Origin of the sequence: Longimicrobium sp., from assembly GCF_036280135.1 — a bacterium.
Taxonomy (GTDB): Bacteria; Gemmatimonadota; Gemmatimonadetes; order Longimicrobiales; family Longimicrobiaceae; genus Longimicrobium.
In genome coordinates, this window is the sequence record NZ_DASURI010000642.1 from 1 (window position 1) to 8,675 (window position 8,675).

The 8,675-nt window shown below is 72.0% G+C and carries 5 protein-coding genes and 1 pseudogene; 1 reads left to right on the forward strand and 5 read right to left on the reverse strand.

Features of this window, described 5'->3' with window-relative positions; translation table 11 throughout:
• A pseudogene (locus VFZ20_RS20840) lies at positions 1-727 on the reverse strand (hypothetical protein); the annotation flags it as partial.
• Positions 728-857: 130 nt separating this feature from the next.
• Here VFZ20_RS20840 and VFZ20_RS20845 point away from each other — a divergent pair.
• Positions 858-1,070, forward strand: coding sequence for a DUF2945 domain-containing protein (locus VFZ20_RS20845; protein ID WP_329685872.1), 213 nt, complete (start codon positions 858-860; stop codon positions 1,068-1,070).
• Between the two features lie 486 nt (positions 1,071-1,556).
• Here the strand turns inward: VFZ20_RS20845 and VFZ20_RS20850 are convergent, their stop codons facing one another.
• The 4 genes from VFZ20_RS20850 to VFZ20_RS20865 form a co-directional block, all read right to left on the reverse strand.
• Positions 1,557-4,535 (reverse strand): hypothetical protein, encoded by a 2,979-nt coding sequence (locus tag VFZ20_RS20850; RefSeq protein WP_329685873.1) that lies wholly within the window; start codon positions 4,533-4,535, stop codon positions 1,557-1,559.
• A 563-nt stretch (positions 4,536-5,098) separates the two neighbouring features.
• Positions 5,099-5,785: an N-acetylmuramoyl-L-alanine amidase gene (locus VFZ20_RS20855; protein WP_329685876.1), complete on the reverse strand. Its 687-nt coding sequence runs from the start codon at positions 5,783-5,785 to the stop codon at positions 5,099-5,101.
• 33 nt (positions 5,786-5,818) lie between these two features.
• Positions 5,819-7,075: a hypothetical protein gene (locus tag VFZ20_RS20860; RefSeq protein ID WP_329685874.1), complete on the reverse strand. Its 1,257-nt coding sequence runs from the start codon at positions 7,073-7,075 to the stop codon at positions 5,819-5,821.
• Positions 7,076-7,083: 8 nt separating this feature from the next.
• Positions 7,084-8,412: an AmpG family muropeptide MFS transporter gene (locus tag VFZ20_RS20865; RefSeq protein WP_329685875.1), complete on the reverse strand. Its 1,329-nt coding sequence runs from the start codon at positions 8,410-8,412 to the stop codon at positions 7,084-7,086.
• Between the last annotated feature and the right edge of the window lie 263 nt (positions 8,413-8,675).

Sequence of the window (8,675 nt, forward strand, 5' to 3'; positions counted from 1 at the left end):
TCATGTAGTACGCCACCACCGACGCGCGGCGCAGGGCACGGTGCCCGCGCTCGCCGGGCCGCACGCGCGCGCCGAACGCGCGGTCCAGGATCCACACGGTCACGGGCACGCCCAGCGAGACGGCAAAGATGCCCATCAGCACGCGGTCCATGTACTGGCCGTGAAACAGCAGCCGCGAGATGCCGAACGCCAGCCCCGCCGCCAGCCCCACGACGGCAATGGAGAAAAAGAACAGCATCACCACCGTGAACGCGAGCGGAAACAGGATGCTGCAAAAGCGGTCCGCCGCGTCGATTTTTGGCTGCAGGCGCCCCATGCGCTCGCGGTACACCTCCGTCATCACGGGCCCGTACGACGAATCGCCCCAGCGCACGCCCTGCGGAAACACGCTTTCCAGCCCGATGAGCCCCACCCAGTACGCCCGCATCACCAGGTGCAGCACGAAGCAGGTGATGAGCGTGTACAGGATGAGCTTAACGTACGTGTACAGCATGAACACGCCGAGAAAGGTGCGCCCGGCCAGGTGCGGCTCCACGCCGGCGAACCAGTGGTCCACCTGGGCCGGCAGCTGCAGGAGCGAAAAGACGACGGCGCCGGAGATGAGCAGCTCCAGCTCCCAGGGCCGCACGGACGGCTCGTGGGGCGAGGTCTCGGGGAGCGCGGGCTCGGCGGCCGGGGGCGCGGGGATGCGCTCGGCGGGCGGCGCGTCGGGTGTGGTGGAGTGCATGGCGACTGCGGATACAGCGGTGGACGGCCGGGGCGCGGACGCGCCGGAAGGGCGATGGGCGTACAGGGTTTGCACAACGCGGTACGGGGCTTGCCGCGCGGCGGGGGCTCACCCCGGCAAGGAGGCGAGGATGGCCAAGGATCTGGAGCGTGGAGACAAGGTCGAGTGGAACACGCCGCAGGGCAAGACGCGCGGGCGCGTAGTGAAGAAGCTAACGCACGAGACGCACGTCAAGGGGCACAAGGTCGCCGCGTCCGCGGAGAACCCCGAGTTCCTCGTAAAGAGCGACGCCAGCGGCAAGGAAGCCGCCCACAAGCCGGAGTCGTTGAAGAAAGTGCGTTAGTGCGGGAGTACGGGAGTGCGAAAGTGCGAAAGTGCGAAAGTGCGAAAGTGCGAAAGTGCGAAAGTGCGGAAGTGCGAAAGTGCGGAAGTGCGGAAGTGCGGAAGTGCGGAAGTGCGGAAGTGCGGAAGTGCGGAAGTGCGGAAGCAACGGCACCGCACTCGTGCACGAGGGGGGAGTTCGCGCGGCGCGCGGGGCGCCCCCCTCCCCGACCCTCCCCCACAAACTGCGTGGGGGAGGGAGGTGGGTCCCAGAGGGAAGGCAGCCCGCCTCGCGCAGGGAAGTTCTCCCCCTCCCCCGCGAAGCGGGGGCAGGGGGTCGGGGGGTGGGGGCCCTCCGCGGGCCGGCAGACGGCCGACCTTCCGCAGGGTCTCCCGATCTCCCTTCCCCCATGCCGTTTATGGGGGAAGGGCCGGGGATGGGGGGCGCTCAGCCGAGCCGCAGCCCATCCTCACCCGCGCGATGCGCTCCCCCGCCCGCAGTCCCCGCTCAAAACGCCCGCCCAAACCGCACGTACAGCTCGGGATCCGGCCGGTAGTCTCCCGTCGTCGCACGCACTTCCGACAGCGGAAGCGCTACGCCGCCCATCACCTGCACGCCGCCGAAGTAGAAGATCGTCAGGTCGCCGCCCAGCTCCGCGCCCACGGAGAACACGGGACGCCCCTCGCGCTGGGGCGACAGCACCGTGGGGCAGTCATCCAGGCACCACGCCGCGCCCCCGTCCGCGAACGCCGTTCCCCACACGCGGTCCAGGAACAGCGGCACCAGCCGGTATCCGCGCTCCACCAGCGCGATGGGAAAGCGATACTCCACGCTCCCCGCCACGGCCCGGTCGCCAAACTGCGCCCCCTCGCCGTAGCCGCGCACGGGAAAGTCCAGCTCCCCGCCAATCCCCAGCCCCGCCGAGAGCGGCGCGCCCACGCCGCCCCCGTACAGCCCCCCCACGCTGAAGCCGGGGCTGCGCGATCCCACGTCCGCCGCGGCCAGCACCCGCGCCGCCAGCACGTGGCGCGCGAACCCGCCCCAGGGCAGCGGCCGGAACGCCTGCGTGCGGCCCGCCACGCGCACGTAGCCCCGCACGTCCTCGCCCGGCGTGAGCGCGCGCGTGTAGCGACGGCCCTCCACCGTCACCGCCGTGAGCCACCCCTCCTCCGGGGTCACGGAGAACTCGTACGTCCGCATGGTCGACCGGCCCACCGTCAGCACGGCGCCCACGTCGGGCGCCAGCTCCGGCGCGGCCACGTCCGGCGCCAGCTCCGGGTCCGCGAGGACGAAGTGGCGGCGGCGCACGTTCAGGCCCGTGCTCATCCACCAGCGCGAGCGAAAGCGCGGCCGCGTCCACGTCGCCACGACGGAGGCCGAGCGTTCGCGCTCCAGCAGCGCCGACTCGATGCGCGTGCCGTCCCCCCGCGCCCAGCGGCCCGCGCCCAGGGCCACGTCCCAGTCCTGGAAGACGGACCCGCCGATCACCGGCTGCCCCAGCCCCGCGTAGAGGTACGCCGCCAGCCCATCGAACCGCCCGTCCTGGTCGTAGACGGTGGCCTCCGCCGCGTAGTTGTGCCGGTTGACGACGTCCGACCCCGCGATGGCGATCCCGAAGCCGTGCCCCAGCTCGTCGCGGTCCGCGTAGCTGGGGCTCCACGACGTGGGCGGAAGCGTCTTCCACGGCGCGTACGGCCGCGACGGGCCGCCGGCCGTCACCTGGTAGCGCGCGGGGTCCGGCCCGGGGCCCGCGGCCTCCGCGCGGACGGGCGGGGCGGCGCGCCACGTCTCCGGATCGAACGGGATGCGGGCGATGTGAAAGCCGTCCGCGCGGTACCACGCGAACGCGATCCACCGCCCGTCCGGCGACACGTCCGGCTGATACGCGCCCGTCAGCACGCTGGTGACCTGCATCAGCCGATTCGCATCCACCTCGTACGCGAACAGGTTGGGGATGCCCGTCCGGTCCGACGCGAAGACGACGTATCGGCCATCCGGCGACCACGCGGGGGTCATGTCCAGCGCGCGGTCCGCCGTCACCTCGCGGACGACGCGGCCCGCTGTGTCCATCACCACCACGTCGTGCCACCCGCCCGTGCGCCAGCGCGTGACGGCCACGCGCGACCCGTCCGGCGACCACCGCGGGTTGGCCCAGTTCACGTCCGGCGTGCTCTCCGCCAGCGCGCGGATCACGCGCCCGTCCCCGTCCGTCATCACCAGCGCGTTCCACGCCCCGCCCACGCGCACGGCCACCATCCGCCCGTCTCGCGCCACGTCCGGCTCCGTCAACCGCGCGGCGCGGGTCAGCCGGTCCTGGTCACCTTCCCGGTCCACGGCGTACAGGTCCTCGAACTGGCGATACGGATCCACGGCCTCCCGCTGCGAGGTGACGATGGCGCTTCCATCCGCCCGCCAGCTGATGGGGCCCAGGGTCGTTCGCTTGGCCAGGTGCTGGATGCGTCCGTCCGCGTGGATAAGCCGCGTGGCCGGGTCGTCGCGCCCCGTGGACGTGGCGAACGCGATGACGGACCCGTCCGGCGAGTAGCGCGGCCAGCTCGTGTATCGCCCTTCGCGCGTGAGCAGCTCCGGCTCCGTCAGCCCGTCCGCGCGCAGCGAGTCCGCCTGCGCCGCATAGGCGATGCGCAGCGAATCGCTCCATTCACGCCAGGCACGGGAGAACGTGACGCCGTACGCCTCGCGCGCGGCGTCGTCCGTGAAGTACGGCACCCAGCGGCCGCCCACCTCGCGCACGAACGCCGCCGTGCGCTCCGGTCTGTAGCGGTCGGCGAGGTAGTCCTCGAACATGGAGCCGTAGACGTACGCCGTGTTGCCGCCGGGCCACGTGGTGGGCCGGCCGGTGGCGCGGTCGATGGAGAAGAAGCGGCCCTCGAGCATGGCCGTGCGCAGCACCATTTCGTGGTAGCTGCCGTGCACGCGCCCGGCGCCCGTGAGCCGCGACTCCAGGTACGTAGCCAGCCCCTCCGTGGTCCACTGCGGGACGGTGGTGTTGGGGAACAGGAACGGCGCCCGGCCAAAGACGACGCGCAGGCCGCGAATGAAGTCGCTGGCGTAGTCCAGGTGGTGCACGTGAGCCAGCTCGTGGCTCACGACGAGCTCCATCCAGTCGTACCCGTACGCCAGCGACGGCTCCTCCACCGGCGCGTGCGCGTAGACGATGACGCGGTTGCGCGGAAAGACGTTCGCGAGCCCGTTGGCGTAGTCCAGGTTGTCGGCGATCACGAGGTGCACGCGGCCGCGCGGCGCCGGGACGAGCGCCTGGCCCAGGGCTTCGCGGGCTTCCTCGGCGCGGGCGGCGGCGCGGCGGGCCAGGTCTTCCAGCCCCTGCTCGTAGTGCACCTGGAAGTGCGGCGTATCGAACGTGTACCACCGCGCGTCCGGCGCCACCTGTGCGTGGACGCGGCCGGCGGAAAGCGCCGCGGCGGCAAGTGCGGACAGCGCGAGGCGTACGGCCCCAAGGCGGGTCATGCGATCGTGTGCTGGATGGATGTGATGCGACGTGATCCGACGTGATGCGATGGATGCTGCCGGCCGGGGCCCGCTGGACCGGACCGCGAAGATCTTGCCGGGATAGGGGAGATCCTGCTCGCGCGAGGGCCCCCACCCGCTCGATAGCTCGCGACCTCCCCCGCTTCGCGGGGGAGGTGAGGAACTGCGGTTCATCCAGACATGGATGGTCCGCGCCGGAAGCAGCCCGCCCCTCCCCCCGGCCCCGTCACCGCTCGCTCCTCGCGGAGAGGGGGAGAACCGCGCTGACGCGCGATCCGGCCACGATGCTGGATCTCGCCCGTTCTCACCCCTCCCCCGAAGTTGGGGGAGGGGTCGACCGCCGTTGCGAGGAACGAGCAAAAAGGCGGTCGGGGGAGAGGGCCTCCCGTCGCGCAGCGACGGGGAATTCGCCTCCCTCGCCACATTCCGCCTTCCTACCGCCCCACCCCGCCGTTGCCGGCTGTCCCCTGTAACCTGTCCCCCGCCGTTCCGCCGTTCCGCGACGAACCCCGGCGCCTCCGCCCCTCAGCCCGCGCCCGAAATCAGCGCCCCGCCGGGTCCCCGCCCGTGCGCCCCGCGGCCCGCTCCCGCAGGAACGCCTCGATGGCCCGCACGTGCGCCCGCGCAATGCGCGCCTGCACGGCGGGATCACGCAGGGCGGCTTCCTGCTGCGGGATCATCAGGAACATGGTCTCGCTCAGGATGCTGGGCATCCACGTGGGCCGCACGAGCGCCAGGTCCGCCCGCGCAATCCCCAGGTCGCGCAGGCCGATCTCGCGGATGAGCTCGCGGTGCACGTGCCGGGCAAGCCCCAGCGACTGCGGCTGGTTGTAGAACACGCTGGTCCCGTTGTTCTCGAACGGGTTCACCTCGTCCGGGAACGCGTTGTTGTGCACGGACACCAGCAGGTGCGCGTCCCACTCCGCCGCGCGCACGGGGCGCACGCCCAGCTCCACCGCCGCCGTGTCGGGCCGCGTCTCCAGCACCTCGGCGCCGCCCTCGCGCAGCATCCGCACGAGGTGCTTGCTGATGGCCAGGTTGGCCTCCGCCTCCGTGTACCCGGTGGGCCCGATGGCGCCGCCGGGCGGATGCCCCGCGTCCACCGCGATCCGCATCCCCGCCAGGGGGCGCGCGGGGTCGATGCGCGGCGGGCGCCGGACGCGGACCACCAGGCGGCCGTTGGCGTCCCAGAAGGCGCGCCAGCCCCACGCGGGCTCGCCCAGCTCCATCCGCACCACGAACTCGTCCTCGCGCGCTTGCTGTCAGCTCACGCGGCGAACGAGCGGATCCTCCGGGCCGTAGTGCAGCCAGTTGGTACGCGACTGCCCGCCAAAGACGTGGATGCTGAGCTCCCGGTCCCCGTCCGACCGGACCTCGAAGGGCAGCCGGTCGCTCGTGGAGACGATGACGTCCGCCCATCCCGGCGCCGGGTCCACGCGCACCGTGCCCACGGACCCGGCGACGGCCGGCGCGCCCTCGCCCTCCAGCCGCACGTCGTCCGCGTCGATCCACACGGACAGCGCGTCCGTCAGCCGCACGCGGTACGCGCCCTCGCGCTCGCCCGTGACGGTAAAGCGCGTGCCGTTGGGAAACATCCAGTTGTATGGCGTGTTGCCGCCCGGCACGGCTGTCCCGATGGCCTCCGCCGTGGGCCGGTTGGCCGCCGCCACGGCCACGCGCACCGCGCCCGGCTGCAGCACACCGACCGTCAGCGGCAGGGGCTCGCGCAGCGTCTGCGTGCCCAGGGCCAGTTCCACGACGGCCGCGCCCGCCGCCCCCTGTCCCGCGACGAGCGTGGGCGCGGCGCCGTCCGAACCCCGCAGGGGCACGGTGACGGGGAACGAGCCCGCGTACTCCACCGCCTGCCGCGCGGCCACGGCCTGGTCCTGCTGGAAGCCCTCCGCGCGCTCGATCACCCGCGTCTCCGCCAGCGGATGGCTGCTGCCGTCCGGGAGGACGACGCGCGCCCGTCCGCCCGCCGGCCCGCGAAAGCGCACGGTCACCCGCTCGCCCGCGTAGCCCGTCATCGTCCCCCGGGGAGAGACGCTGGACGCCACGATGCCGGCCGGCGCCGCGGCCGAGCCTCCCCCTGTGGCGCGGACGCGGAGCTCGCGCGACTGCGCCTCGCCGCCCCCCGTCGCCTGGATGTGGTAGACGCCGTCCGCGGGGACGGGGAGAAAGCCCAGGAACGCGCCGTTGGGGGCGACGTCCACGGGCGCGCCGTTGATCGTCAGCCGCGCGTCGCCGCGCCCTACCGTGCCAAAGATGAAGTTGCTGTCCGCCGCGATGGCCGCGCCCTCGCCCGGGTACGCCACGCTGATGCGAAGCGTGCCCGTCCGCACGGGCACGGGCGGCAGGTCGTTGCGGATCACGGGATCCGTCCCCGGCGGGCTCACCGGCGCCTCCGGGCCGGCCGGCGCGGGTCCGCCCGCCGGCGGGGGCGCGGCCGTCCGTCCGCCGCCCGTGCAGGCGCCCAGCAGGAGCAGTCCACCGATCGCGATCGTCCGGGGGTTCCCCATCGTCCTCCTCACACGCGGCCGAACGGATGGTCATCGGCGTCCGCCGGCGGGGCGTCCGTCACCTCGCCGGTGTGCGCGGCGGCGCCCCGCGGGTTCTCGCGGTTCCACGGGGCCACGTACGGCAGCAGCAGCAGCGCGGGGATGCCGGCGGCGATGGTGATCAGAAAGAACTGGGGCCACCCCGTCTGCGCCGCCAGGCCGCCGGAGGGCGCCACCAGCACGTCGCGGGCAAAGGCCATGAAGCTGCTGAGCAGGGCGTACTGGGTGGCGGAGAACTGCTTGCTGCACAGCGACATGAGGAACGCCACGAACCCCGCCGTCACCAGTCCGCCGCTGAAGTTCTCCACGACGATGGCGGTCGTGAGCGACGCGCGGCTGGACGGGGAGACGCTGAGCCAGTAGTACGCCAGGTTGCTGCCCATCTGGATGGCGGCCAGGATCCACAGCGAGCGGTTGATGCCAAGCCGGGCCACCAGCCCGCCGCCCGCCAGCACGCCCACGATGGTGGCCACCAGGCCGATGACGCCCCGAATCTCGCCGATGGTGGACTGCGAGTAGCCCCGGGCCAGGAGGAACGGCACGGTCATGTTCTGCACCATGCGGTCCGACAGGCTGTACAGCACCACGAACAGCAGCAGCACCAGGGCCGTGCCCACCCCCGCGCGGCGGAGAAAGTCCAGGAACGGCTCCACCACGGCGCTCGCCAGCGACGACGGGGGTCCCTCGCGCAGCACGGGCTCCGGCGCCAGGATCGACGCCGCCACGCCCACCAGCATCAGCGCGGCCATCAGCAGGTAGACGGTGGGCCACGACATGCGGTCCGCCAGCATGAGCGCCACGCCGCCCGTGATGATGAGCGCCAGGCGGTATCCCATCACCTTGAGCGACGCACCGGCGCCCATCTCCCGCTCCTCCAGCACGTCCACGCTGTACGCGTCCACCACCACGTCCTGCGCCGCGCTGAAGAAAGCGATGAGCAGGGCGTTGATGGCGAGCAGCTGCAGCCCGCGCCGGGGATCGTGCAGCGACATGGCGGCGATGCACAGCAGCAGCGCCACCTGGGTGATCACGAGCCATCCGCGCCTGCGCCCCAGGAAGGGGACGTAGCGGTCCATCAGCGGCGCGATGATGAACTTGAGCGAGTAGGGCACGCTCAGCAGGCTCACCATGCCCACGGTGGTGAGGTCCACCTTTTCCACCGTCATCCACGCCTGCAGCGTGCTGCTCGTGAGGTACAGCGGCAGGCCGGACGAAAAGCCGAGGAACAGCAGCGCGGCCATCTTGCGCTGGCCAAACACGCGGAACAGCGACGGGGCTGAGCGGGGCTCGTGGTTCACGGCCATTCTCGGCGGGGGTGTGGAGATGCGCGACTGGTGCGCGGGGTGAGCAATTTGGATGCTAGGGGCAGGAACCGACAGCACCGGGGCCAGCAATTCTGCCGCCTTCTCCGGGTCAGCCGCACCCGTCCGTCCAGTTGCGTACTTGCTGGGTTACTTGCTGGGTTACTTGCTGGGTTACTTGCTGGGTTACTTGCTGGGTTACTTGCTGGGTTACTTGCTGGGTTACTTGCTGGGTTACTTGCTGGGTTACTTGCTGGGTT